The sequence below is a fragment of the Shinella sp. GW821-FHT11G07 genome (assembly GCF_058808115.1).
The window spans coordinates 63226-86482 of sequence record NZ_JBXARJ010000005.1 but is presented as its reverse complement, the minus strand read 5'-3'; the positions used below and the strand labels follow the sequence as shown (position 1 = coordinate 86482).

The window sequence follows — 23257 nt, the reverse complement described above, 5'->3', positions numbered from 1 at the left end:
GTATAGAATTCTCTGAATGAAAAGGCCCGCTGATCGCAAGATCAGCGGGCCTTCTGTGTTTTGGGATTTGCGTCCGTTTTGATCTCACTTTGTTGGACGTCCTCCCTCTCTATCGTCATGGTCGGGCTTGACCCGACCATCCACGCCACACCCGCGGCCTGGATCCTCGGGTCAGGCCCGAGGATGACGGAGGAGAGGGTTTCAAAGTGCAATGGCCGGCCGCCGAAACGGCCGGCTCAATGTTCGTTACGCGTTGTTCTCGCCAAGCTGGGCCGACACGCGGTCCGAGCCGTGGCCGGCATGGCTGCCCAGTTCGCGTTCGCGCCTGTTGTAGCGGATCGACGACCAGAGCGAGATACCGATCAGCGTCGCGCCGCCAAGGCCGGTGATGACTTCCGGAATGTGCACCAGCGTCTGGAAGTACATGACGACCGACAGGACCAGGATCGCGTAGAACGCGCCGTGCTCCAGGTAGCGGTATTCGGCAAGCGTGCCCTTCTCCACCAGCATGATCGTCATCGAGCGCACATACATGGCGCCGATACCGAGGCCGATGGCGATGATGAAGAGGTTCTGCGTCAGCGCGAAGGCGCCGATGACGCCGTCGAAGGAGAAGCTGGCATCGAGCACTTCAAGATAGATGAACGCGCCGAGGCCACCCTTGGCCGCTTCCGACATCGCCTTCTGCGAGGCATCGAGCAGGCCGCCGACGACTTCCACTGCGAGGAAGGTCAGGAGGCCGTAGATGGCGGAGAAGACGAAGGTATTGGCGTCTTCACCCTCGAGCAGGTTCGAGAAGACGAGGATGAGCGCGAGAACAAAGGCGATCTCGATGCCCTTGACGGTCGCCGAACGGGCCATGTGCTTCTCGATGAAGCCGATCCAGTGCACGTCCTTCTCATGGTTGAAGAAGTAGGTGAGGCCGACCATCATCAGGAAGGTGCCGCCGAAGGCAGCGATCGGCAGGTGGGCGTCGTTCATGATGCGGGCGTATTCCGCAGGCTCGCGCGCGGCGAGAATGATCGCTTCGATCGGGCCGATGCGGGCGGCGATGACGACGATCAGCAGCGGGAAGACGATACGCATGCCGAAGACGGCAATCACGATGCCCCAGGTCAGGAACCGGTGTTGCCAGACCGGCGTCATGTCCTTGAGCTTGTTGGCATTCACGATTGCGTTATCGAAGGAGAGCGAAATCTCCAGAACCGCGAGAACCGCGCAGATGAAGAAGACGGTCGCCATGCCGGCGAGCGTGCCTTCGGTCTGCCAGCCGAGCAAGGCGCCGAGCGCCAGGCCGATGACGGTGGAGATGATGGCCCATTTCAGGTAGGAAAGAGTGGTCTTGCCTTCGCCGTTGCCGATCATGACAGCGCCTCCATGCTGGAGGAAATGCGGGAAGCGAGGTTGTGCATACCACAACGGGCATGCGGGTAAGGCATGGTCAGGATTTTCATGTGCGTTTGAATCCGCCGGCTAATTGCTGGCGGTACCGACATCACGAGAGCGCCGTAAAAACTCTCGCCAGAGGGGCCCGGCACCAGGGTTCACCGCGGCAGGATGTCAAAAGCCGCGATAAGGGCTGTTTTCACCGAAGTTGCCCTCCACGTCAAGAGGCAGGGTGCCGCATCGCCCTCAACGCGTTTGCGCGACCCCTGTTCCCGTATTTTATGTCGGCGCCCTGTACCAACACGCTGCTCCGTTCCTATATTCGCCGCACAGTGATTTGCCAGAAGGAACCGCCCGCATGACTGAAACGCGCATCGATCCCGCCCTCGTCGAGTGGACCGGCCTCAACGGCCTGCCGCGTTTCGATCGCGTCAAGGACGAGGCCTTCGCCGCGAGCTTCGATGCGGCGCTGGCGGCGCATGAGGCGGAGATCGATGGGATTGCCAATAACCCGGAGCCGGCAACCTTCGAGAACACGATCGTCGCGCTGGAAATTGCCGGCGACCAGCTGTCGCGCGTTTCCGCCCTGTTCTGGAGCCGTGCCGGCGCCAACACCAACGACACGATCCAGGCGCTGGAACGCGAGATCGCGCCAAAAATGTCGCGGCACTATTCGAAGATCGGCACCAATGCCACGCTCTTCCAGCGTATCGATGCGCTGTGGGAAGGCCGTGAGGCCCTGAACCTCTCTCTGGAGCAGATCCGCGTGCTGGAACGGCACTGGAAGGGTTTCGTGAAATCCGGCGCCAAGCTGGAAAAGCCGGAGCAGGAGCGGCTGTCGACGATCAACGAGACGCTCGCCGGGCTCGGCGCGAAGTTCGGCCAGAACGTGCTGGCCGACGAAAAGAGCTGGGTGCTGTTCCTCGATGAGGGCGATGCGCTCGATGGCCTGCCGGATTTCCTGAAGGATGCCATGGCATCCGTGGCGCGCGAGCGCGGCGAGGACGGGCGCTATGCCGTCACGCTGTCGCGCTCGATCATCGAACCCTTCCTGACGTTTTCGGCGCGCCGGGACCTGCGCGAACAGGCGTTTCGTGCCTGGGTGGCGCGCGGCGAGAACGAGGGCGAGACGGACAATCGCGGTATCGTCAAGGACACGCTGGCGCTGCGGGCGGAAAAGGCGGGCCTGCTCGGCTACGAGAACTTTGCCGCGCTGAAGCTCGACAACACGATGGCGAAGACGCCTGACGCGGTGAACGGGCTCCTGATGCAGGTCTGGGAAAAGGCCGTGGCGCGGGCGCGGGAAGAGGAGGCGGATTTGGCCGTGCTTGTCGCCGATGAAGGCCGCAACCACGCGGTCATGCCGTGGGACTGGCGCTACTATGCGGAAAAGCTGCGGGCGAAAAAGTTCAACTTCTCCGAGGCCGAGCTGAAACCCTACCTCCAGCTTGAAAAGATCATCGATGCCAGCTTCGACGTTGCCGAGCGGCTGTTCGGCATCCAGGCGATCGAGAAGAAGGATGTGCCGGTCTATCATCCTGACGTGCGCGTGTTCGAGATCCGTGACCGCGACGACACGCTTGTCGCCATGTTCCTTGGCGATTATTTCGCCCGGTCCTCCAAGCGCTCGGGCGCCTGGATGAGCTCCTACCAGAGCCAGCACCGGCTGCCGCTTGCGAACGGTTCGGTCGGCGAAATCCCGATCATCTACAATATCTGCAATTTCGCCAAACCCGCCGAGGGCAAACCGGCGCTGCTGTCGATCGACGATGCCCGCACGCTGTTCCACGAATTCGGCCATGCGCTGCACGGCATGCTGTCGGACGTCACCTATCCGTCGGTGTCGGGCACCGGCGTTTCGCGCGACTTCGTCGAACTGCCCTCGCAGCTCTACGAACACTGGCTGACGGTGCCGGAAATCTTGACGCGTTACGCCGTGCATTACCAGACCGGCGAGGCGATGCCGGCAGCGCTGCTCGACAAGGTGCTCGCCGCCCGCACCTTCAATTCCGGCTTCGCGACGGTGGAGTTCACCTCTTCGGCGCTGGTCGACATGGCCTTCCACACGCGCGGCGCCGTCGCGGATCCGATGGCGGTGCAGGCCGAGGTGCTGGAAAAGATCGGCCTGCCGGCGTCCATCGTCATGCGCCATGCCACGCCGCACTTCCAGCACGTCTTCTCCGGTGACGGCTATTCGGCCGGCTACTATTCCTACATGTGGTCGGAAGTGCTGGACGCGGACGCCTTCGCGGCCTTCACCGAGACCGGCGACGCCTTCAACCCGGCCATGGCCGAGCGGCTGAAGACCTATATCTACGCCGTCGGCGGTGCCGTCGACCCGGAAGACGCCTACAAGGCCTTCCGCGGCAAGCTGCCGAGCCCGGAGGCGATGCTGGAGAAAAAGGGGTTGGCGGCTTAGGGGTGCTGTTTCCCTTCCCTGAACCGTCACGCCACCCGTCGCCGTCATCCTCGGGCTTGACCCGAGGATCCACGCATCACGGCATGCGTTAAATTTGTGGCATGGGTCCTCGGGTCAAGCCCGAGGATGACGGAGGAGAGGGTGCGGCTCATGGCCAGTAAGTCGACGGCCTGAGGGTGATGGTTGCTGGCCGGATCTGTCGCACCAGCTACTGGCAGTCATCGTCCCGTCACTGAACTTTCGGTGAATCGTCATCGTCCCGTTACCGGACTGACATGGCCGGGACTCATGGTCTGCCCGCCTGGCGTTTCGATTCGCGGGTCAGGCCGGAGGTGGCATGGCGATTGTTCCGGAGACGCTGACGCGGCGTTCTTTCCTTCTGACCGCAGGGGCCGGCGCGCTTGCGACGTCCTCGGCGCTGGCGGTGCCCTATTATGCGCGGCGTCATGGCAGTCCGGTCTTTTCCCACGGCGTGCAGTCGGGTGATGTCGATTGTTCGTCCGGCATGGTCTGGGCGCGGGTCGACCGGCCGGCCGAGGTGACGCTGGAATATTCGACCACCGAGAGTTTTCTCGATGCGGCACGCCTGCCGTTGCAGAAAGCGACGATGGGCACGGACAATACCGTCAAGGCGATGTTGCAGGGCCTGCTGCCGGACCAGGATATTTTCTATCGCTTCACCGCAAACGATCCCTATTCCAGCCATCTGATCTCCGAGCCGGTCGTCGGACGCTTCCGCACGGCGCCGATGCGCAAGCGCTCTGTGCGTTTCGTCTGGTCTGGCGATACGGCAGGCCAAGGCTGGGGCATCGACAATGTCGGCATGAAGACCTATTCGACCATGCTGCGCCATGAGCCGGATTTCTTCATCCATTCCGGCGATACCGTCTATGCCGACGGCCCGATCCCGGACGAAATTCCGCTGCGCGACGGCGGCGTGTGGAAGAACCGCATCGTGACGGATGAGAAACGCAGCGTGGCGCGCACGCTGGAAGAATTTCGCGGCCAGTGGAAATACAATCTGCTCGACGACCACCTGCTGTCCTTCAACACCCAGTGCCCGACCTTCTTCCAGTGGGACGACCACGAGGTTTTGAACAACTGGTCGGAATCGAGCGACCTGACCGGCGACCGGCGCTATCCGGACAAGGATATCGGCGTCTATGAAGAGCGTGCGCGGCGCGCCTTCCATGAAATGACGCCGATCCGCTATTTTCCCACCGAGCCCGGCCGTATCTTCCGCAAGGTCGCCTATGGTCCGCTGCTCGACGTGTTCTTCGTCGACCTGCGCTCGTATCGCAGCCCCAACCGCGGCGGCACGGAAAACGGCCTGTTCGGCTGGCGGCAGGCAGACTGGCTGCGCCGAGAGCTTGCCGCCTCGCAGGCGGTCTGGAAGGTCATCGCCTGCGACATGCCGCTCGGCCTCGTCATCTGGGATGATTATGCCAACAGCCTTGGTTATGAAGGGGTTGCGGACGGTCTTAATGGTCCGCCGGCGGCGCGCGAGCGCGAAATCGCCGACCTGCTTTCCTTCATGCGGGACAATGCGATCCACAATGTCGTGTGGCTGACGGCGGACGTGCACTACACCGCTGCGCACCACTACGACCCGTCGCGCGCAAAATTCCAGGAGTTCAATCCGTTCTGGGAATTCGTCTCCGGGCCGCTGCATTCCGGCACCTATGGGCCGAAACCGCTCGACATGACCTTCGGCCCGGAAGTGCGCTTCATCAAGTCGTCGAAAGGCGGGGTCGACAGCAACCTGCCGCCGTCCGCCGGCCTGCAATTCTTCGGTCTCGTCGATATCAACGGATCGAGCGAGGAGATGACCGTGCGGCTGATGGACCGGGAGGATCAGGAGCTTTGGCGCGTCACGCTGCCGCCCGTGCGTTCATCATGAGAGCAAGCCGCGCGCTGGTCGGGCAACAGAGTTGCATCCCGCCCCTTTCGCATTTGCGGAAAAACATGTAAGAGCCCGACCATTGAAGACGGCGCCCTTATACCCTGCGCGCCCCGAACCTCAGAGATTACACCATGTCTATCCGCAATATCGCGATCATCGCGCACGTCGACCATGGCAAGACCACGCTTGTTGACGAGCTTCTGAAGCAGTCCGGCTCGTTCCGTGAAAACCAGCGCGTTGCCGAACGCGTGATGGACTCGAACGATCTCGAAAAGGAACGCGGCATCACCATTCTCGCCAAGGCGACCTCGGTGGATTGGAAGGGCGTTCGCATCAACATCGTCGACACCCCCGGCCACGCCGACTTCGGCGGCGAAGTGGAGCGTATCCTCTCGATGGTGGACGGCGCGATCGTTCTCGTCGACTCGTCGGAAGGCCCGATGCCGCAGACCAAGTTCGTGGTCGGCAAGGCCCTCAAGGTCGGCCTGAAGCCGATCGTCGCGATCAACAAGATCGACCGTCCGGACGGCCGCCACGAGGAAGTGCTGAACGAAGTCTTCGACCTCTTCGCCAATCTCGACGCCACCGACGAACAGCTCGACTTCCCGATCCTCTATGGTTCGGGCCGTAACGGCTGGATGAACGTCAACCCGGAAGGCCCGAAGGACGAAGGCATGGCGCCGCTGCTCGACCTCGTGCTGAAGCATGTGCCGGAGCCGACGGTCGCCGACGGTCCGTTCCGTTTGATCGGCACGATCCTCGAAGCCAACCCCTTCCTCGGCCGTATCATCACCGGCCGCATCCATTCCGGCTCGATCAAGCCGAACCAGGCGGTCAAGGTTCTCGGCCAGGACGGCAAGCTCATCGAAACCGGCCGTATCTCGAAGATCCTCGCCTTCCGCGGCATCGAGCGCACGGCGATCGACGAAGCCCATGCAGGCGACATCGTCGCCATCGCCGGTCTCTCCAAGGGCACGGTTGCCGACACGTTCTGCGATCCGTCGGTCACCGAGGCCATGACGGCACAGCCGATCGACCCGCCGACCGTCACCATGTCCTTCATCGTCAATGACAGCCCGCTTGCCGGCACCGAAGGCGACAAGGTGACGAGCCGCGTCATCCGTGACCGCCTGTTCAAGGAAGCCGAAGGCAATGTCGCGCTGAAGATCGAAGAGGCCGAAGGCAAGGATTCGTTCTACGTTTCCGGCCGCGGCGAACTTCAGCTCGCCGTTCTGATCGAGACCATGCGTCGCGAAGGTTTCGAACTGGCCGTGTCGCGTCCGCGCGTCGTCATGCACAAGGACGAGAACGGCACCACGATGGAGCCGATCGAAGAAGTCGTCGTCGACGTCGACGAAGAGCATTCGGGTGTCGTCGTGCAGAAGATGTCCGAGCGCAAGGCCGAGATGACGGAACTTCGTCCGTCCGGCGGCAATCGTGTTCGCCTGAAGTTCCTGGCGCCGACCCGCGGCCTGATCGGCTACCAGTCGGAACTGTTGACCGACACGCGCGGCACGGCCGTCATGAACCGCCTGTTCCACGACTACCAGCCCTACAAGGGCGCCATCGGCGGTCGCGTCAACGGCGTGCTGCTGTCGAACGCTTCGGGCGAAGCCGTCGCCTATGCCATGTTCAACCTTGAAGACCGCGGCCCGATGATCATCGAGCCGGGCGAAAAGGTCTATGCAGGCATGATCATCGGCATCCACACCCGTGACAACGACCTCGAGGTCAACGTTCTCAAGGGCAAGCAGCTCACCAACATCCGCGCCGCCGGCAAGGATGAAGCCGTGAAGCTGACCCCGCCGATCCGCATGACGCTCGACCGCGCGCTGTCGTGGATCCAGGACGACGAGCTGATGGAAGTCACGCCGAAGTCGATCCGTCTGCGCAAGATGTTCCTCGACGCCAACGACCGCAAGCGATTCGACAAGCAGCGCGCGTCCGGCGCGGCATAAGCCACTTCTTCCCGAAACGGGACATTTTGAACCCCGGCCCCCTGAAATAAGGGGGCCGGGGTTTTTCATGTGTGTGCCATCGTTTTACGACTTGTGACGTTTGTTAAAAAAGCGTTAACTTTTCCGCGTGCCATCCGGAACTCGCCTGTGGGCAATGGATGCCATTGCATGGTGCGGGATTCCGATGGAATCGGTGCGGGAATAAGAGTGGTGTTATGAAAACACTGTCGATCGATGTGCGGCGCGCCGAGCCGCAGGACGCGCGCGCGATATCCGAGGTACATCGGGTATCGTGGCTGCAGACCTATGGCGGCCTCATTCCGCATATCCCGCTCAACCAGATGGTCGATCGGCGGGGCGAGACCTGGTGGCGCAAGGCGACGCGCGGTCCCGCGACTTTGCTGGTGCTGGATGTCGCCGGTACGGTGGCAGGCTATGCCACGCTCGGCCTCAACCGCGCCCGGGCCCTACCGCAGGAAGGCGAGATCTACGAATTGTATCTGCGTCCGGAATACCAGGGTATCGGCCTTGGCCGCATGCTGTTCGGCGAGGCGCAACGGCTTTTGAAATCGCTCGGCTGCAACGGCCTGATCGTCTGGTGCCTGGAAGACAGCGAACATGCCGACCGCTTCTTCCGATCCGCCGGCGGCCGCGATATTGCGGAAGGCATGGAGAGTTTCGGCGTGAAGGAACTGAAGAAGGTCGGTTTCGTCTGGCCTTAGGCTATTCCTTGGTCTCCGGCAGATAGCGCATCGGTTCCCCTGCCAGTTTTCCCCTTGTTCCATGCCATTGCGGCTCGCTGACGCCGCAGGCGAAATTGTGCGCTTCCTCGTCCGCGACCGTTCGGGCGCGCGTGTTGGCATCCTTGTTTTCCAGCGCATCGACATAGCCGACGACGCAGCTCGTCGGGTTTTCAGCGGTTGCGACCGTCGAGACGACCAGGACCTGGCCGTAGCGCGTCGTCACGTCGCTGGTGGTCTCCGGGTCGGACACGAACCAGCGGACGATGGTCGCAACCGGCCTGCCATCCGTGCCGAGGCGCCATTCGATCTTGGCGTTGGTGTGATTGAACGGCCCGAAGCTTTCAAAAGCCTCGTCGAGCCAGACCTTGCTGATCGGGCCATAGGCCTGGCTCTGGCGGAGGTCACCCTCCTTGAAATAGACGGCGAGATCCTTGTAGCCGTCGCATTGAAGGGTGATGCTCGGGCCTTCGTCGGTTTGCGACAGCGTCTTGCAGGCATCGAGATTGCGCTCGGAATAGGCGCTTTCGTTCGCCTGTGCGACGGTCGCGACGCAAGCGGCGAGGGTTGTCGCAAGAAGAAAAGCTGTCAGGTGCATGGGTATCCTCCGGTCCTGAGAAGACGAAACATCGCAGCGGTCTATTCGGCCCCAGTGAAAGTCATGTTGCGCCGCAGCGGGATTCGCATTAGGAAGCCCGCAATCAACCCAGTGCACTGAGGGAGCCCCCATGCGTATCGATGCGATTTCCGTTGGCAAGAACCCGCCGGACGACGTGAACGTCATTGTCGAGGTGCCGGTCGGCGGCCACCCGATCAAGTACGAAATGGACAAGGAAGCCGGCGCGCTCGTCGTCGACCGTTTCCTCTACACGCCGATGACCTATCCGGGCAATTACGGCTTCGTGCCGCACACGCTGTCGGAAGACGGCGACCCGATCGACGTGCTGATCGCCAACACCCGCCCGCTCGTTCCGGGCTGTGTCATCAACGTGCGCCCGATCGGCGTGCTGGTCATGGAAGACGATGGCGGCAAGGACGAGAAGATCATCGCCGTGCCGGTGCCGAAGCTGACCCGCCGTTACGACAAGGTCGAGAACTACACCGACCTGCCGGAAATCTCGCTGAAGCAGATCGAGCACTTCTTCTCGCACTACAAGGATCTGGAGCCCGGCAAGTGGGTGAAGATCGCCGGCTGGGAAGACGTCACCGTCGCCAAGCGGATGATTCTCGAGGCGGTCGACCGCTACAACGCCCAGAAGTAAGCGCCTGCTGCGCTCTTCGAGCCTGAAACAAAAATCCTCCGGGTCGCTGTCGATCCGGAGGATTTTCTTTTTCTGAGTGTCGTCGGCCCTGAGATCAGGACAGAAGGGCGGGCGCCAGCACGCTGCGGATCACCTGCTCCAGGAAGAACAGGATGACGAGCACGACGAGCGGCGAAAGGTCGACGCCGCCGAAATTCGGCAGGATGCGGCGGATCGGGCGATAGATCGGTTCGGTCAGCTGGTAGAGCGAGCGGCCGATGGTCGCGATCACCTGATTGTTCGCGTTGATGACATTGAAAGCGTAGAGCCAGGAAAAGATCGCCGAGGCGATCACCAGGAACCATGCAATGCTGATGATGAACAATAGGGTGTTGATGACCGCTATCATTGACGTCTCCAATTGGTTTCGTCACGACATGTAGCCATTGCAGGCCCCGCCAGCAAGGCCGGGGTTCATAGGGTGCGGCAACATGTTTAATGCCGGCCTTTATCCCCACGCAATCGCCGGCGCAAAACCGCTTCGCCCGTCTCTTGGAATTGCGCTTACCCCTCGTGAAAAATACGGTCGAGGAAGGCCGTCATCCAGAGGCGCAGGCGCGCGTCATAGAGCAGGCGCCCATCGAGATGGGCGCGGCCGGCCTGCGCGCCCGGCAACTCGAAACGATGCGCACCGCGCACGACCCAGCGGTGCATCATGGCGAGCGTCAATTCACCGTGGAACTGGATGCCCCAGGCATTGTCGCCGTAGCGAAAGGCCTGGTTCTCGTAGTGATGGCCGGTGGCGAGCAGTGTTGCGCCTGTCGGCAGGTCGAAGCCTTCGCGGTGGAACTGGTAGACCATCTCCGGCCAGGGCATCAGGGCCGTACCGGCTTCGGTGGCATTCAGCGGATACCAGCCGATCTCCGTCCAGCCGTCCTCGTGGCCGAACACCGTGCCGCCGAGATTTTTCACCAGCATCTGCGCGCCAAGGCAGATGCCGAGGAACGGCTTGTTCTCCGCCAGCGGCACCGAGAGCCAGTCGATTTCCTGCCGGACATAGGGTTCGTCGTCATTGGCGCTCATCGGCCCGCCGAAAACCACGGCGCCGGCATGCTGTTCCAGCGTTTCGGGCAGTGGATCGCCCAGCACCGGGCGACGGATATCCAGCGCATGACCCATCTGCTGCAGGATCTGGCCGACGCGGCCGGGGCTCGAGGTCTCCTGATGCAGCACGATCAGGACAGGGCGCCTGCGGCGCGGGTTTCGCGGGAAATCGAGCATGGCTCAGGCTTCGTCCTGTTCCTCTTTCTCCCCGGCTGCTCCCACACGTCCGGCCACTTCCTGCCGCTTCATGATGCGCTCTCGCCCGGAGACGCCCATCAGGTCGGCAATGCGCCAGATGGCATGATCCTCCATCTCGCTGCGCTCGCCATCCGCATAGACGATCTCCCACAGCAGGCCGATCAGGTCGACACGCTGCTCTTCCGAAAGCTGGCGTTTCAGCTCGGAGGTGAAGCGGAAGAAATCGATCGCCTCGCTTTCGGCATCCGTGCCGGCGGCGACGAGGGCATCGAGTTCCGCCTCGTCGACACCGTAAAATTCTTTGAAGCGGGCGCGCAGCGCCTTCTTCTCGACCTCAAGCACCTTGCCGTCCGCCTCCATCACCTGGATGCACAGCGCCATGACCGCGACGCGCGGATCATCGGCGGCAAAGGCCGGCTTGTCGTCGCCGCCGGAGAGGCTCGCGAGGAATTGCTGCAAGCGTTCGAACATCGATTTTTAGCCCCGTTCCCCAAACCCTCAGAACAGCCTGAAGCCGCTCGTTCCGTCTCGCTTGACTGCCCCTTCCTTGACGCCCGGATCGTCCGGCAGGCCGTAGAAGGGACGTTCTTCCTCTTTTTCCTCCACCGTCTCCACCTTCGCCTTTTCGGGCGCCTTTTCAGGTGTCTTGGCCGGCGTGACGGTCTTGAGAGGGATCGGCTCGACGACCGTGGCGATCACGGCGGGTGCCTCGGCCTCGGCCTTTTGGACCTTCACCACCTCTTTGACCCGGATGACCGGCTTCGCCTCGATGGCGAGCGGCGGCAAGGTGCGGATGGCCTCGTCGACGGCATCCGTCGAGCCCTCTTCGACCGGCCCCTGCAATTCACTGACCGGTGTCTTCCATTCGAAAGCATCGAGACGCCCGGTGACGGGCGAAACGGCGTGCCATTCCGGCGCCGTGATGCCATCGGCGGTCCAGGCTGGGTCACGGGGCGCCTTCAGCGCCTGGTTCATCCAGTGGCGGATGCGGCCCTGATCGCCGGTCTCGGCGTCCTCGATATCGGCGAGCAGCAGGAAGGCGCTTTCGCGCGGCGAAAGGCGTGCGGTGGCCTCCGCCTTGGTGCGGGCAAGCGCGAAGTCGCGGGTTTCCAGCGCGGCCTCGGCAACCGCATAGAGCGCCTCGGCATTGTTTGGCCGCAGCGCTTCCAGCTTCTCCGCCCGCTTCAGCCGGTCGGAGGCGGAATCGCCGCTGCGGGCGCGGACATAGAGTTTTGCCACGTCGCCGTGCGCCGTCGCCTTCCAGAGCTTTTCGAGGATGGTGGCGGCCTTGCGCAGATTGTCCTCGCGCAGATAGGCCTTCGCCTCGATGAGGCCGGCCGGCACGAAGTTTTCGTCGAGCTTCAGCGCCTGGTGCGCATCGTCACGCGCACCCTTGGGGTCGGCGTCGAGTTTTGCAGCGGCGCGGGCGGTCAGCAGCACGGCCCTGCGGCGGGCATGGGCCTTCTTCTCTTCGGGCGAGCCGGTGCGGCCGTCGCCAAGCAGTTTCAGGGCTTCGTCCCAGTCACCGGCGGCGGAGCGGTATTCGAGTGCGGCTTCCGCCGCCCAAGGCAGTTGCGGCGCCTTTTCCGCAGCACGCTCGGCATATTGCCGGGCGGCTTCGTTGGCGCCGAGGCGGCGGGCTTCGAGATAGAGGCCGCGCAGGCCAAGTTCGCGGGTCTCCGGGTCGTCGGCCATCAGCTCGAATTTTTTGCGCGCATCGTCATAGCGGCCTTCGATCATCGCCGCCTGCGCTTCGAGCAGGTGGAGCAGCGGCTCCTGATCGGCATTGAGCAGGCCCTTGGTGCGGCCGAGCATCTTTCGGGCACCGGCGGCGTCGCCGGCACCGGCAGCGATCAGGCCGGTCGACAGGGCCTGGTAGCCGCGGTCGCGCTTGCGGGCGCGAAAATAGCGCTGGATCGAGTGGGGAGACGTCCAGACGACGCGCACGATCCACCAGGAGAACATGACGGCGGCGATCAGCGACACGACGAGCGTGGCGGCGACCATCAGGCTCATGTCGGCGCGTTGGCCCTGCCAGATGATCGACAGCTCGCCGGGACGGTCGGCAAGCCAGGCAAAGCCCGCGGCGAGGGCGAGAACGAAGAGAGCGAAGACCAGAATGCGAATCATGAAGTCTTCTCCTCAGCCCTGGTTGCCGGTGGATGTGCCGGTCATCGCGCCGGAAACGACGCTGCCGATCAGGCCTTCGACAGCGACGCGCTGGTCGAGCGTGCGCTTGTAGTCGACTGCCGCGGCCTGGCCGACGTCCGGCAGGGTCTGCCATTCGATCTGCGCGCCCTTGAAATCGCCGTTCTGCAGCTTGGTCTCGATACGGGCGACGATGGCTTCGGGTGAATCCCCCTCGACCGTGCCGACCGGCCGCACGCGGATCGCCGAGGCGGCGCTCGACATCAGGCGGTTGAAGATGCCCTGGTCGCCGTCCGGCTGGTGCACGGCGTCGAGGATGCCGTCGGTGGTCTTCTGGAAATCGCGCACGAGGTCCGAGCGCGACGGCACGCCGATGGCGGCATGTTCGCGCAGGCCCGCGACGGACGGGTCATCCGGCGAGATGCTGGCGAAGGCCTCGAGTTCGGCGAGATAGGGGCCGCCGCGGTCGATCGCGGTCTTGAGTGCGCTCGCGGCCACGGCGCGCGCCAGCTCGGTGTCGTTGCGCGGTTCGTCGAGTTTTTGCTCGGCGGCGGCAATGCGCTCGGTCAGCTGGGTTTCGGTGGAGCTGACCGCCTCGGTGGTGCGCGCAACGGCTTCGCGCAGTGCCGTCAGTTCGGTCGTAAGGCGCGTCACGTCGGCTTCGAGCCTGGTGACAGCCTCCGGCGCCGCACCGGCAGCAGCCGTGCCGTCGCCCGCCGAGGTTTCGAGCGCCGCGATGCGGGCCTCGATCGGCTGGAGATCGACCGGGCTGGCGGGCGTGGTTTCGGAGAGCCGGGTTTTCAGCGCCTCGACTTCATTGGAAAGGGCTGCGACCGCACTGGTGTCGCCGGCGCGTTCCGGGCCGAGTGCGGGCAGGTAGCCGCCATATTGCAGGCTGCCGGCGCCGAGAAGCGCGATCAGGCCACCGAGAATGCCGGTAGCAAGCATGCCGGCATTGCTTTTCTGCGGCGGCGGTGGCGTTTGCGCGCGCACCGGCTCCTCATAGGTCGACCGGGCCGGCTCGACCGGGTCCTGCTTTTCCTCGACGACCTCGGGCTCAGCGGCAACAATCTCTTCGGCGACCGGTTCCTCGGTTGCGGTTTCCGGTGTGACGGCCTCGGCTTCGGCCTTTTCCTCAGCCGTGAGCGCTTCGTTGCTCACGGAGGCCGGAACCGCCTCCAGGTCGATGGTCACGGGTTCATCGCTGGCCTTCTTGCGACGGGACGGGGTTTCCGGTTCCATGGCGAGCTCCTCGCGTTCATGTGCATTGCATTAAACGTAGACAGGGAAGGCAAGGAGGGAAAGACCCTTGCGGTAAATTCATCCGCCGGCGCCTGCGCTTAGAGTGCCTGACAAAACCGCGCGGGGTTGGCTTGCCGGCGCTTTTCGCCTGTCGCGTCGTCGCCGACGCCGGTAGCATCGACTGCGGGAAGCTCCTCGGGGCAGACGAAAGTCCCTCGGTAATCCTCCGCCCGGAGGTTTTGTTCGGCACTCCTAGAGCAGATCGAGCAGGCTTTCCTCGTTGGGCGCGATGGCAACGACCGTCAAGGCCGCGAAACGCTGCGGTACGCCATGGGCGACATTCGGGCTCATGCAGAGCATGAGCGTCGAAAGAAAGCGCTCGGGCATTTCGATCAGCGGCGACAGTTCGAAGAAGGTGCGCGCCGTTTCCCGCGAATAGAACAGCACGGCATCCGGCACCGGCCGGAGGAGGGCGGCCTCCGTTTCGCTGCGTTTGGGGATGCGGGGCACCATGCGGTAGCATTCGACCGTGCGGAAGGGGATGCCGTTTTCCGTGAGGCGGGCTTCGAAGGCGGGCGCGCGCGGATTGCCGGCAAGGTAGAGGATCGGTTCGGCCGGCATGCCGAAATCCCGGCAATGGCCGATGATCATGTTGGCCAGATCCCGGCCGTCCCCCTCGGGGGTCAGCACGGTGCGGAAACCGGCCTCTGACGCGGCCTCTGCCGAGGCGCGGCCGACAGAGAAGACGGTGGTTAGCAGGTGGCGGTCAAGTGTCTCGCCGACCATGCCGAAAAGGCGGGCGACTTCCGCGCTGGTGATGGCGATTGCCGAATGGCGCACGGCAAGGGCGGATTTCAGGGCCTCGACGTCGTGTTCCGGCGCGGCCAGCGGTAGCAGCCGCGTGTCATGGCCGAGCGCTTCCAGCTTGCGTGCGGTGCGTGCCGCCGCTTTTTGCGGTCGTGTGACGACAACCTGCACGGATCAACCCCAGCTTTCGAAGAAATCCGCTCCCGCCTTGTCGCGGATCGCCTGGCCGGCTTCCTCGCCGAGCTGACCAGCGTCACCCGCCGGGCCGCTCGTCTCGATCTCGTGGTACTGGCTGCCGTCGGGTGTCAGGATCATGCCGCGGAACTGCAGGTGCTCGCCCTCGACCGTCGCATAGCCGGCGATCGGCGTGCGACAGGAGCCGTCGAGCGTGGCGAGGAAGCCGCGTTCGCAGGTGACGGCGGTGCGCGTCGCCCGGTCGTCGATGGCGGCGAGCAGGCCGTTCATACGATCATCGCCTAGACGACTTTCGATGCAGATCGCGCCCTGCGCCGGGGCGGGCGGGAAGGAAACGGGATCGAGGATTTCCGTCGGCACGTCGAGCTTGCCGAGGCGCTTGAGACCGGCATAGGCGAGCAGCGTTGCATCGGCCTGGCCTTCGGCGAGTTTTGCGAGGCGCGTTTCGACCTGGCCGCGGAAGACGCTGACGTTGAGGTCCGGCCGCAGGCGGCGGATCAATGCCTGGCGGCGAAGTGACGCGGAGCCGACGGTGGCGCCCTGCGGCAGATCGAGCAGGCGTTTTGCCGCACGGCCGATAAAGGCATCGCGGACATCCTCGCGGGGCAGGAAGGCGGAAAGATGCAGGCCGTCCGGCAGTTTCGTCGGCATGTCCTTGGAGGAATGCACGGCGAAATCGAGTTCGCCGGAGATGAGCTGCGCCTCGATTTCTTCCGTGAACAGGCCCTTGCCGCCGATCAGCGCCAGGGAACGATCGGTGATGCGGTCGCCTTTCGTCGAGAGCACGACGATCTCGAACATTGCTTCCGAAAGACCATGGGCCGCCATCAGGCGCGAACGGGTCTCATGGGCCTGGGCAAGCGCCAGCGGGCTGCCACGCGTGCCGATCCTGAAAGGTTTTGTTTGCATCCGCCGTAATCCGTTGTTACCGGGATGTCTCGTAACCGGCTTTAAAGCCGCCCGCAATCAATCCTAGTGCTTCATGTCGTCCCAATTGACCATTCTCGGCATCGAAACGAGCTGCGACGAGACCGCCGCTGCCATTGTCGTGCGCGATCCGGACGGAAGGGGCGAGATTCTCGGCGAAGTCGTGCTGAGCCAGCTCGAAGAGCACAGCGCCTATGGCGGTGTGGTGCCTGAGATCGCGGCGCGCGCCCATGTGGAAGCGCTGGACAGCCTGATTGCCGAAGCCCTTTTGCGCGCCGGGCGCTCGCTCAAGGATGTCGATGCCATCGCCGCGACGAGCGGGCCGGGGCTGATCGGCGGGCTCATCGTCGGGCTGATGACGGGCAAGGCGATCGCCCGCGCCACCGGCAAGCCGCTCTATGCCGTCAATCATCTCGAAGGCCATGCGCTGACGGCGCGGCTGACGGACGGGCTGTCGTTTCCCTATCTGATGCTGCTCGTCTCCGGCGGCCATACCCAGCTCGTGCTGATCCGTGGTGTTGACGACTATGAGCGCTGGGGCACGACGATCGACGACGCGCTGGGCGAGGCCTTCGACAAGACGGCCAAGCTGCTCGGCCTGCCCTATCCCGGCGGGCCGGCGGTCGAGCGCATGGCGAAGACCGGCAACCCGGAACGCTTTACCTTTCCGCGGCCGCTCGTCGGCGAGGCGCGGCTCGACTTTTCTTTCTCAGGCCTCAAGACCGCCGTGCGCCAGGCGGCGCAGTCGATCGAGCCGGTGACGGAGCAGGATATCGCGGATATCTGCGCCTCCTTCCAGCGCGCCGTGTCGCGCACCCTGAAGGACCGCATCGGCCGCGGGCTCGAACGGTTTCGGACGCTCTTTCCCGAAATGGCGACACCGGCGCTCGTCGTTGCCGGTGGTGTTGCGGCGAATGCAGAACTGCGGTCCACGCTGCAGGCGCTCTGCGACAAACACAAATTCCGTTTCATCGCGCCGCCGCTGGCGCTCTGCACCGACAATGCCTCGATGATCGCCTGGGCGGGACTGGAGCGCATGGCGGCGGGCTTTGCGCCGGATGACCTCGCCGTCGCGCCGCGTTCGCGCTGGCCGCTCGACCGCGAGGCCGCGACGATGCTTGGATCCGGCAAACGGGGAGCCAAGGCATGAGCACCACCCCAAGGATTGCCGTCGTCGGCGCGGGCGCCTTCGGTACGGCGCTGGCGAGTGTCGCCGCGGCGAGCGGCGGCGACGTCACGCTGATCGGCCGCGATGCTGCGGGCGTTGAGATGATGCGCGCGTCGCGGCGCAACGAGAAGGCATTGCCGGGCATCGACCTGCCGGAAGCGCTGGCGTTCAGCGCCGAGGTCGAAACCGTTCGCGGTGCCGGCATCGTGCTGTTCGCCATGCCCTCGCAGGCGCAGCGCCAGGCGGCGCGGGATCTGGCGCCTCTGCTGGCGCCGGGCACAGCGGTCGTGATCTGCGCCAAGGGCATGGAAAAGGGCACCGGCCGGCTTCTGACGGACGTTCTGGAAGAGGAACTGCCGGGCCGCGAGATTGCGGTGCTGTCCGGCCCCGGCTTTGCCGCCGATATCGCGCGTGGCCTGCCGACGGCGATGGTGATTGCCGCGCGGACGGCGGAGATCGGCGCGGCGCTGGCGCAGGCCCTGTCCGGGCCGACGTTCCGGCTCTATCCGTCGACGGACCGGATCGGCGTGCAGCTTGGCGGTGCCTTGAAGAATGTGCTGGCGATCGCCTGCGGCATCATCGAGGGCGCCGAGCTCGGTGATTCGGCGCGTGCAGCCTTGATTTCGCGCGGGCTTGCGGAACTGTCGCGCTTCGTTGCGGCGCATGGCGGGGAGGGCAACACGGTGACGGGGCTTTCGGGCCTCGGCGATCTCGTGCTGACAGGCACGAGCCACCAGTCGCGCAATCTGCGCTTCGGCATCGCGCTCGGTCGTGAAGGCAATGCCGCCGGCTGGTCAGGCGATCTCGTCGAGGGCGCCTTTGCCGCTTCGGTTGCCGCCGGCGTTGCCGTGCAAAAGGGTATCGACATGCCGATCACCGATGCGGTCGCCCGCATCATCGACGGCACGCTCGACGTGAAGACAGCGATCGGGCAGCTGATGACGCGCCCGATCACCCAGGAATAGACAGGAAGGATTGTTTCATGCTTTTCGCATTCATCTGCGCAGACAAGCCCGGTGCGCTTCAGATCCGCCTCGATACACGGCCTGAACACGTCGCCTATCTCAACGAGCTTAATGCGGGCGGAAAACTCGCCTATGCTGGCCCGTTTCTCGGTGACGACGGCAAGCCGACCGGCAGCCTCGTCGTGGTCAAGGCCGAGACGATCGAAGAGGCGCGGCAGATCGCCGACAACGACCCCTATGCCAAGGCTGGCCTGTTCGCCTCCGTCGAGGTGAAGGCCTGGAACTGGGTCTTCAACAATCCGGAGGCCTGAGACGCATGGCATATTGGCTCTACAAGTCCGAACCCTTCAAATGGTCCTGGCAGATGCAGAAGGATGCCGGTGAAGCGGGCACCGAATGGACCGGCGTGCGCAACTATTTGGCGCGCAACCACATGCGGGCGATGAAGGTCGGCGACAAGGGCTTTTTCTATCATTCGAATGAAGGGCTGGAGATCGTCGGCTTCACGGAAGTCTGTGCGCTGTCGCATCCGGATTCGACGGCCGGCGAGGATCCTCGCTGGGATTGCGTTGATATTCGCGCGCTGCAGGATATGCCCAAGCCGGTGACGCTGAAGGATATCAAGGCCAATCCCAAGCTCTCCAACATGGCGCTCGTCACCTCCATGCGCCTTTCGGTGCAGCCGGTGACCGAGGACGAGTGGATCGAGGTCTGCCGCATGGGTGGGCTCTCCAAGCCGCCGCGCTAATGCTTCGCCTTTTTTGTTCTCCGCATCGTCTTCCCGAAAACCGGTTCCCCCTTTTCGGGACGATGCTTCGGTGAAAACCCACCCCGAAGTCTTCATCCGCGAAAACACCGACGTGCTGTCGCCGCCGCATGTGCCGGAGGTGAAGCTCAGGCTTGCCACCGAGGCGCATGAGCTCTGGCTGAAGACGGAGGAGGAGCTGGAGGCCATCGGCCTGCCGCCGCCGTTCTGGGCCTTTGCCTGGGCCGGCGGGCAGGGACTGGCTCGCCATGTGCTGGATCATCCGTCCCTCGTGGCGGGGCGGTCCGTGCTGGATTTTGCCAGCGGCTCCGGCCTCGTCGGCATAGCGGCGCGCCTGTCCGGTGCTGCATCCGTGCTGGCGGCGGATATCGATCCCTGGAGCGAAACCGCCATCCGGCTCAATACGGCGCTGAATGGCGTGGAGCTCGCCTCTACCGCCGAAAACATGGTGGGCCGGGACGAGGGCTGGGATGTCGTGCTTGCCGGCGACGTGTTTTATGACCGCGCCTTTGCGGACGTCCTCATCCCGTGGTTTGCCGCCCTTGCGGCACGCGGGGCAATGGTGATCGTCGGCGATCCGGGCCGCGCCTATTGCCCGCGCGAGCGCATGGAAGCGCTCGCGACCTATACGGTGCCGGTGACACGGGCGCTGGAGGACAGCGAGGTCAAGAAAACCACCGTCTGGCGGTTCAGGAACCCGGCCGGATGACGCAGACGCCGGCTTCCCACGAACAACCATCCTGGTCGGGCGTGACCGTGATGACCTTGGGCCTGCGGTTTTCGACGAACGGCGCATCGATCAGGTCGTCAGAATAACGGTCCCTGTCGATGTAGAAATACAGGCCGTTGCCGGGATCGCGGTAGGCCGAGATGGCGCCGCCGTAGAAGTTGCGGTCCTGACGCCAATGGCGGTCGCGATTGCGCTCCACCCGGCGCTCATAACGGTTTCGGTCGCGCGGTCGCCATTCGCGACGGTCGCGCTGCGTCGTGACGCGGCCGCTGATGCTGTCCTGCGACCATTCGGAACCGCGCGACCATCCGACATCGGAGTTGCGGTCGCTCGCCTGTGCGGCCGTCATGCCGCCCGCTGCCAATGCGACCGAAAGCACTAGAACTTTCGTCGCACGGGATACTGAAAACAGACTCATTCTGTCCTGCCTTTCGGATTACGCTTAACAAATCCTTAACGGCAAGATGGGGCAGGGCCGGGCAAAAGTCACGGATTTGGTTATGAATTTTGGCGTTATCGTTAATTGACGGAAAGCGTCTCGAAATGGCGCAAACGACGACTGCCGTATAATCGATTAAATTCATTTTGCAGTGCAATGAGGCTTGTGGTCCCGCCCTCTGGTGAGTAAACGTCGCACTCACTACATTGTGCACAACATACTGCAATTCCGGAGAAAATTTGTCCAGTTTTTGGCTCTCCGGGGTTCCGTGAGGTTCAGATGGCGAATGTCACTCGAAGCCGGCCGCTCTCGCCGCATCTCCAGGTCTACAAACCGATCCCGACGATGGTCATGTCCATCGTGCATCGCATCACCGGTGCCGCACTCTACTTCGGTACCGTGCTGGTCGCCTTCTGGCTGATCGCGGCTGCGTCCGGTGAAGCCTATTTCGAATGGGCCAACTGGCTCTTCGGCTCGCTGATCGGCCGCCTCGTGCTGTTCGGCTACACCTGGGCGCTGATGCAGCACATGCTGGGCGGCCTTCGCCACTTCATGTGGGACATGGGCCACGGCTACGAGAAGAATTTTTCCACCAAACTCGCCATCGCAACCCCGGTCGTCTCCGTCGCTTTGACGCTGCTGATCTGGATCGTGGCCTACCTGGCCCGCTGAGGAGAGCCCCATGGACATGCGCACGCCCCTCGGCAAGGTTCGCGGCCTCGGCTCGGCAAAGGACGGCACGGAGCATTTCTGGCGCCAGCGCCTGACGGCCGTCGCCAACGTTCCGCTTATCCTGTTCTTTGTCGGTTTCCTCATCTGCTACAACGGCGCGTCCTATGCCGAAGTCACCGCAGCGCTCTCGAACCCGATCGTCGCCGTCCTCATGGGCCTCGTCGTCGTCTCCGGCCTCATCCACATGAAGCTCGGCATGCAGGTCATCATCGAGGACTACGTGCATGCGGAGGGCATCAAGATCGGCCTTCTCATGCTCAACACCTTCTTCGCGATTCTCGTCGGCGGGCTCTGTCTTTTCGCCGTCCTCAAAATCGCTTTCGCAGGATAATCCATCATGGCAGCGATCTCCTCCCCGGCGGCCAACGGCAAGGCCTATAATTATGTGGACCACTCCTTCGACGTGATCGTCGTTGGCGCCGGCGGTGCGGGTCTGCGCGCCACGCTCGGCATGGCCGAGCAGGGCCTCAAGACGGCCTGCATCACCAAGGTTTTCCCGACGCGTTCGCACACCGTCGCCGCCCAGGGCGGCATCGCGGCCTCGCTGCAGAACATGACGCCGGATTCTTGGCAGTGGCACCTCTACGACACCGTCAAGGGCTCCGACTGGCTCGGCGACGTCGACGCCATGCAGTATCTCGCCATGGAAGCGCCCAAAGCGGTCTATGAGCTGGAGCATTACGGCGTGCCGTTCTCGCGCAATGCGGAAGGCAAGATCTACCAGCGGCCGTTCGGCGGCCATATGCAGAACTACGGCGAAGGCCCGCCGGTGCAGCGCACCTGTGCCGCCGCCGACCGGACCGGCCACGCCATCCTGCACACGCTCTACGGCCAGTCGCTGCGCAACAATGCGGAATTCTTCATCGAGTATTTCGCACTCGACCTGATCATGGCCCCCGATGGCCGCTGCACCGGCGTCGTCGCCTGGAACCTCGATGACGGCACGATCCATCGCTTCGCTGCCAAGATGGTGGTGCTGGCGACCGGCGGTTATGGTCGCGCCTATTTCTCGGCCACCTCGGCGCATACCTGCACGGGCGACGGTGGCGGCATGATCGCGCGTGCCGGCCTACCGCTGCAGGACATGGAATTCGTGCAGTTCCACCCGACCGGCATCTATGGTGCCGGCTGCCTCATCACCGAGGGGGCGCGCGGCGAAGGCGGCTATCTCGTCAATTCCGAAGGCGAGCGCTTCATGGAGCGTTATGCCCCGTCGGCGAAGGACCTCGCGTCGCGCGACGTCGTCTCGCGCTGCATGACGATGGAAATCCGTGAAGGCCGTGGCGTCGGCAAGAACAAGGACCACATCTACCTGCATCTCGATCATCTCGATCCGGCCGTTCTGCATGAGCGCCTGCCGGGCATTTCCGAGAGCGCAAAAATCTTTGCCGGCGTCGACGTAACGCGCGAGCCGATCCCGGTCCTGCCGACCGTTCACTACAACATGGGCGGCGTGCCGACCAACTACTGGGGCGAGGTGCTGAACGCCAACAGCGAGAACCCGGAGCGCATCGCGCCCGGCCTGATGGCTGTCGGCGAAGCCGGCTGTGCCTCGGTGCACGGCGCAAACCGCCTCGGTTCCAACTCGCTGATCGACCTTGTGGTGTTCGGCCGTGCCGCCGCCATCCGCGCCGGCCAGGTGATCGACCGCGTCGGCTCCGTGCCCGCACTCGACATTGCCGCCTGCGACAAGATCATGGACCGTTTCGATCGCCTCAGGAACGCCAATGGCGGCACGCCGACGGCCATCCTGCGCGACAAGATGCAGCGTACCATGCAGGACGACGCGGCGGTGTTCCGCACGCAGGAATCGCTCGAAAGCGGCTGCAAGCGCATGACGGCGATCTGGAAGGAACTGCCGGATATCAAGGTCACCGACCGCTCGATGATCTGGAACTCCGACCTCGTAGAGACGCTGGAGCTGGAAAACCTGATGGCGAATGCCATCACCACGGTCTACGGTGCCGAAGCGCGCAAGGAGAGCCGCGGCTCGCATGCCCGCGAAGACTATGTCGACGGCCCCTTCGCCGGCCGCGACGACGTCAACTGGCGCAAGCACACTTTGTCCTGGGTAAACGAGGCGGGCGACGTGACGCTCGACTACCGCCCGGTGCACACCGACCTCATCGCGGACGGGATCGATCCCCAAAAGATCGCGCCCAAGGCCCGCGTGTATTGATCCCGAGGAG

At 63.8% G+C, this 23257-nt stretch carries 23 protein-coding genes; 13 read left to right on the top strand and 10 right to left on the bottom strand.

Going from position 1 to position 23257, the window contains the following annotated elements; genetic code table 11:
* Positions 1 to 246: 246 nt before the first annotated feature.
* Complete coding sequence (locus AC1RT2_RS11475; protein ID WP_069060738.1) at positions 247 to 1365, bottom strand: DUF475 domain-containing protein; 1119 nt, start codon at positions 1363 to 1365, stop codon at positions 247 to 249.
* A gap of 379 nt (positions 1366 to 1744) precedes the next feature.
* Between AC1RT2_RS11475 and AC1RT2_RS11470 the strand changes: the two genes are divergently transcribed.
* From AC1RT2_RS11470 to AC1RT2_RS11455, 4 genes are all read left to right on the top strand, one after another.
* Positions 1745 to 3805, top strand: a complete 2061-nt coding sequence (locus AC1RT2_RS11470) for a M3 family metallopeptidase (RefSeq protein ID WP_493101963.1) — start codon at positions 1745 to 1747, stop codon at positions 3803 to 3805.
* 337 nt (positions 3806 to 4142) lie between these two features.
* Complete coding sequence (locus AC1RT2_RS11465) at positions 4143 to 5705, top strand: alkaline phosphatase D family protein (RefSeq protein ID WP_493101961.1); 1563 nt, start codon at positions 4143 to 4145, stop codon at positions 5703 to 5705.
* Between the two features lie 134 nt (positions 5706 to 5839).
* Positions 5840 to 7666 carry a translational GTPase TypA gene (gene typA, locus AC1RT2_RS11460; protein WP_069060741.1) on the top strand — a complete coding sequence of 609 codons (1827 nt, stop codon included), beginning with the start codon at positions 5840 to 5842 and terminating at the stop codon, positions 7664 to 7666.
* Between the two features lie 215 nt (positions 7667 to 7881).
* Positions 7882 to 8388: a GNAT family N-acetyltransferase gene (locus AC1RT2_RS11455; RefSeq protein WP_069060742.1), complete on the top strand. Its 507-nt coding sequence runs from the start codon at positions 7882 to 7884 to the stop codon at positions 8386 to 8388.
* 1 nt (position 8389) lies between these two features.
* Here the strand turns inward: AC1RT2_RS11455 and AC1RT2_RS11450 are convergent, their stop codons facing one another.
* Positions 8390 to 9004 carry a hypothetical protein gene (locus tag AC1RT2_RS11450; RefSeq protein ID WP_493101957.1) on the bottom strand — a complete coding sequence of 205 codons (615 nt, stop codon included), beginning with the start codon at positions 9002 to 9004 and terminating at the stop codon, positions 8390 to 8392.
* A gap of 130 nt (positions 9005 to 9134) precedes the next feature.
* Here AC1RT2_RS11450 and ppa point away from each other — a divergent pair, with 130 nt between their 5' ends.
* Positions 9135 to 9668, top strand: coding sequence for an inorganic diphosphatase (gene ppa / locus AC1RT2_RS11445; protein WP_493101955.1), 534 nt, complete (start codon positions 9135 to 9137; stop codon positions 9666 to 9668).
* A gap of 94 nt (positions 9669 to 9762) precedes the next feature.
* On the opposite strand, the gene AC1RT2_RS11440 is transcribed toward ppa, so the two are convergent.
* The 7 genes from AC1RT2_RS11440 to hemC form a co-directional block, all read right to left on the bottom strand.
* Complete coding sequence (locus AC1RT2_RS11440) at positions 9763 to 10056, bottom strand: YggT family protein (RefSeq protein WP_069060745.1); 294 nt, start codon at positions 10054 to 10056, stop codon at positions 9763 to 9765.
* Positions 10057 to 10211: 155 nt separating this feature from the next.
* The gene (locus AC1RT2_RS11435; protein WP_493101953.1) at positions 10212 to 10928 is read right to left on the bottom strand and encodes a glutamine amidotransferase; all 717 of its coding nucleotides are present in this window, start codon (positions 10926 to 10928) and stop codon (positions 10212 to 10214) included.
* 3 nt (positions 10929 to 10931) lie between these two features.
* Positions 10932 to 11420, bottom strand: coding sequence for a tellurite resistance TerB family protein (locus tag AC1RT2_RS11430; protein WP_069060747.1), 489 nt, complete (start codon positions 11418 to 11420; stop codon positions 10932 to 10934).
* 27 nt (positions 11421 to 11447) lie between these two features.
* The gene (locus tag AC1RT2_RS11425; RefSeq protein ID WP_493101951.1) at positions 11448 to 13079 is read right to left on the bottom strand and encodes a heme biosynthesis protein HemY; all 1632 of its coding nucleotides are present in this window, start codon (positions 13077 to 13079) and stop codon (positions 11448 to 11450) included.
* A gap of 12 nt (positions 13080 to 13091) precedes the next feature.
* Positions 13092 to 14339 (bottom strand): COG4223 family protein, encoded by a 1248-nt coding sequence (locus AC1RT2_RS11420; RefSeq protein ID WP_493101949.1) that lies wholly within the window; start codon positions 14337 to 14339, stop codon positions 13092 to 13094.
* Between the two features lie 252 nt (positions 14340 to 14591).
* On the bottom strand, positions 14592 to 15317 hold the full coding sequence (locus AC1RT2_RS11415) for a uroporphyrinogen-III synthase (protein WP_069060750.1): 726 nt from the start codon (positions 15315 to 15317) through the stop codon (positions 14592 to 14594).
* Between the two features lie 3 nt (positions 15318 to 15320).
* Positions 15321 to 16250, bottom strand: a complete 930-nt coding sequence (hemC, locus tag AC1RT2_RS11410; RefSeq protein ID WP_493101947.1) for a hydroxymethylbilane synthase — start codon at positions 16248 to 16250, stop codon at positions 15321 to 15323.
* Between the two features lie 73 nt (positions 16251 to 16323).
* Here hemC and tsaD point away from each other — a divergent pair, with 73 nt between their 5' ends.
* The 5 genes from tsaD to AC1RT2_RS11385 all read left to right on the top strand — a co-directional run bounded on the left by tsaD (position 16324) and on the right by AC1RT2_RS11385 (position 19876).
* On the top strand, positions 16324 to 17418 hold the full coding sequence (tsaD, locus tag AC1RT2_RS11405; RefSeq protein WP_493101945.1) for a tRNA (adenosine(37)-N6)-threonylcarbamoyltransferase complex transferase subunit TsaD: 1095 nt from the start codon (positions 16324 to 16326) through the stop codon (positions 17416 to 17418).
* A complete protein-coding gene (locus AC1RT2_RS11400) occupies positions 17415 to 18401 on the top strand; it encodes an NAD(P)H-dependent glycerol-3-phosphate dehydrogenase (RefSeq protein ID WP_493101943.1) in 987 nt (328 codons plus the stop codon). Before tsaD ends, AC1RT2_RS11400 begins: the two co-directional genes overlap by 4 nt.
* A gap of 17 nt (positions 18402 to 18418) precedes the next feature.
* Positions 18419 to 18712 carry a YciI-like protein gene (locus tag AC1RT2_RS11395; protein ID WP_493101941.1) on the top strand — a complete coding sequence of 98 codons (294 nt, stop codon included), beginning with the start codon at positions 18419 to 18421 and terminating at the stop codon, positions 18710 to 18712.
* A 5-nt stretch (positions 18713 to 18717) separates the two neighbouring features.
* Complete coding sequence (locus AC1RT2_RS11390) at positions 18718 to 19149, top strand: EVE domain-containing protein (protein ID WP_069060755.1); 432 nt, start codon at positions 18718 to 18720, stop codon at positions 19147 to 19149.
* A gap of 70 nt (positions 19150 to 19219) precedes the next feature.
* On the top strand, positions 19220 to 19876 hold the full coding sequence (locus tag AC1RT2_RS11385) for a class I SAM-dependent methyltransferase (RefSeq protein WP_493101939.1): 657 nt from the start codon (positions 19220 to 19222) through the stop codon (positions 19874 to 19876).
* On the opposite strand, the gene AC1RT2_RS11380 is transcribed toward AC1RT2_RS11385, so the two are convergent.
* Positions 19857 to 20315: a hypothetical protein gene (locus AC1RT2_RS11380; RefSeq protein WP_493101937.1), complete on the bottom strand. Its 459-nt coding sequence runs from the start codon at positions 20313 to 20315 to the stop codon at positions 19857 to 19859. The two genes, AC1RT2_RS11385 and AC1RT2_RS11380, sit on opposite strands and share 20 nt — an antisense overlap.
* Positions 20316 to 20615: 300 nt before the next feature.
* Between AC1RT2_RS11380 and sdhC the strand changes: the two genes are divergently transcribed.
* The 3 genes from sdhC to sdhA are packed head-to-tail and all read left to right on the top strand — an operon-like array spanning position 20616 to position 23247.
* Complete coding sequence (gene sdhC / locus AC1RT2_RS11375) at positions 20616 to 21008, top strand: succinate dehydrogenase, cytochrome b556 subunit (protein WP_069060758.1); 393 nt, start codon at positions 20616 to 20618, stop codon at positions 21006 to 21008.
* A gap of 10 nt (positions 21009 to 21018) precedes the next feature.
* On the top strand, positions 21019 to 21399 hold the full coding sequence (gene sdhD, locus AC1RT2_RS11370; RefSeq protein WP_493101935.1) for a succinate dehydrogenase, hydrophobic membrane anchor protein: 381 nt from the start codon (positions 21019 to 21021) through the stop codon (positions 21397 to 21399).
* Between the two features lie 6 nt (positions 21400 to 21405).
* On the top strand, positions 21406 to 23247 hold the full coding sequence (gene sdhA, locus AC1RT2_RS11365; protein ID WP_069060760.1) for a succinate dehydrogenase flavoprotein subunit: 1842 nt from the start codon (positions 21406 to 21408) through the stop codon (positions 23245 to 23247).
* Positions 23248 to 23257 lie beyond the last annotated feature (10 nt).

Bases quoted from the DNA above. Each gene is read 5' to 3' on its own strand.
- AC1RT2_RS11475 (WP_069060738.1), bottom strand. From the start codon at position 1,365: ATGATCGGCAACGGCGAAGGCAAGACCACTCTTTCCTACCTGAAATGG.
- AC1RT2_RS11470 (WP_493101963.1), top strand. From the start codon at position 1,745: ATGACTGAAACGCGCATCGATCCCGCCCTCGTCGAGTGGACCGGCCTC.
- AC1RT2_RS11465 (WP_493101961.1), top strand. From the start codon at position 4,143: ATGGCGATTGTTCCGGAGACGCTGACGCGGCGTTCTTTCCTTCTGACC.
- typA (WP_069060741.1), top strand. From the start codon at position 5,840: ATGTCTATCCGCAATATCGCGATCATCGCGCACGTCGACCATGGCAAG.
- AC1RT2_RS11455 (WP_069060742.1), top strand. From the start codon at position 7,882: ATGAAAACACTGTCGATCGATGTGCGGCGCGCCGAGCCGCAGGACGCG.
- AC1RT2_RS11450 (WP_493101957.1), bottom strand. From the start codon at position 9,004: ATGCACCTGACAGCTTTTCTTCTTGCGACAACCCTCGCCGCTTGCGTC.
- ppa (WP_493101955.1), top strand. From the start codon at position 9,135: ATGCGTATCGATGCGATTTCCGTTGGCAAGAACCCGCCGGACGACGTG.
- AC1RT2_RS11440 (WP_069060745.1), bottom strand. From the start codon at position 10,056: ATGATAGCGGTCATCAACACCCTATTGTTCATCATCAGCATTGCATGG.
- AC1RT2_RS11435 (WP_493101953.1), bottom strand. From the start codon at position 10,928: ATGCTCGATTTCCCGCGAAACCCGCGCCGCAGGCGCCCTGTCCTGATC.
- AC1RT2_RS11430 (WP_069060747.1), bottom strand. From the start codon at position 11,420: ATGTTCGAACGCTTGCAGCAATTCCTCGCGAGCCTCTCCGGCGGCGAC.
- AC1RT2_RS11425 (WP_493101951.1), bottom strand. From the start codon at position 13,079: ATGATTCGCATTCTGGTCTTCGCTCTCTTCGTTCTCGCCCTCGCCGCG.
- AC1RT2_RS11420 (WP_493101949.1), bottom strand. From the start codon at position 14,339: ATGGAACCGGAAACCCCGTCCCGTCGCAAGAAGGCCAGCGATGAACCC.
- hemC (WP_493101947.1), bottom strand. From the start codon at position 16,250: ATGCAAACAAAACCTTTCAGGATCGGCACGCGTGGCAGCCCGCTGGCG.
- tsaD (WP_493101945.1), top strand. From the start codon at position 16,324: ATGTCGTCCCAATTGACCATTCTCGGCATCGAAACGAGCTGCGACGAG.
- AC1RT2_RS11400 (WP_493101943.1), top strand. From the start codon at position 17,415: ATGAGCACCACCCCAAGGATTGCCGTCGTCGGCGCGGGCGCCTTCGGT.
- AC1RT2_RS11395 (WP_493101941.1), top strand. From the start codon at position 18,419: ATGCTTTTCGCATTCATCTGCGCAGACAAGCCCGGTGCGCTTCAGATC.
- AC1RT2_RS11390 (WP_069060755.1), top strand. From the start codon at position 18,718: ATGGCATATTGGCTCTACAAGTCCGAACCCTTCAAATGGTCCTGGCAG.
- AC1RT2_RS11380 (WP_493101937.1), bottom strand. From the start codon at position 20,315: ATGAGTCTGTTTTCAGTATCCCGTGCGACGAAAGTTCTAGTGCTTTCG.
- sdhC (WP_069060758.1), top strand. From the start codon at position 20,616: ATGGCGAATGTCACTCGAAGCCGGCCGCTCTCGCCGCATCTCCAGGTC.
- sdhD (WP_493101935.1), top strand. From the start codon at position 21,019: ATGGACATGCGCACGCCCCTCGGCAAGGTTCGCGGCCTCGGCTCGGCA.
- sdhA (WP_069060760.1), top strand. From the start codon at position 21,406: ATGGCAGCGATCTCCTCCCCGGCGGCCAACGGCAAGGCCTATAATTAT.